Source organism: Microbacterium sp. B35-30 (genome assembly GCF_010634855.1).
Classification (GTDB): Bacteria; Actinomycetota; Actinomycetes; order Actinomycetales; family Microbacteriaceae; genus Microbacterium.
In genome coordinates this window covers 1-548 of record NZ_MWLQ01000070.1, presented here as the reverse complement: position 1 = coordinate 548, position 548 = coordinate 1, and the positions used below count along the sequence as shown (strand labels likewise).

Sequence of the window (548 nt, the reverse complement as noted above, 5' to 3'; positions counted from 1 at the left end):
ATCACCACGCCGATCAAGTTCCTCGACAGCGACCAGAACGTCTGGATCACCATGACGCTCTGGAGCATCTGGAAGGGGCTCGGCTGGGGCGCGATCATCTACCTCGCCGCGATCGCCGGCATCGACCAGTCGCTGTACGAGTCCGCCCGCATCGACGGTGCCGGGCGCTTCCAGCTGATGCGCTACATCACGCTGCCGCAGCTGATGCCCACCTATCTCGTGCTGCTGCTGCTGTCGATCGCGAACATCCTGAACAACGGCATGGAGCAGTACTACGTGTTCCAGAACGCGTTCAACAAGGAGTGGATCCAGGTGCTCGACCTGTACGTCTACAACATCGGCATGACCGGCAACAGCCTGTCGCTCGCCACCGCGATCGGCATGCTCAAGAGCCTCATCTCGGTCGCGCTCCTGCTCACCGTCAACGCGGTCTCCAAGCGCGTCCGCGGCGAATCGATCGTGTGAGGGGCCGGCCATGACGACGACGATGACCAAGACGCTCACCACCACGAAGCGCGGCGACACCTCGGCGCGCTATCGCGCCTCGG

At 63.3% G+C, this 548-nt stretch carries 1 protein-coding gene; it reads left to right on the top strand.

Going from position 1 to position 548, the window contains the following annotated elements:
• The coding region (locus B2K11_RS20370; protein ID WP_163620915.1) for an ABC transporter permease subunit at nt 1–465 on the top strand (465 nt) is incomplete at its 5' end.
• Nucleotides 466–548: the final 83 nt, after the last annotated feature.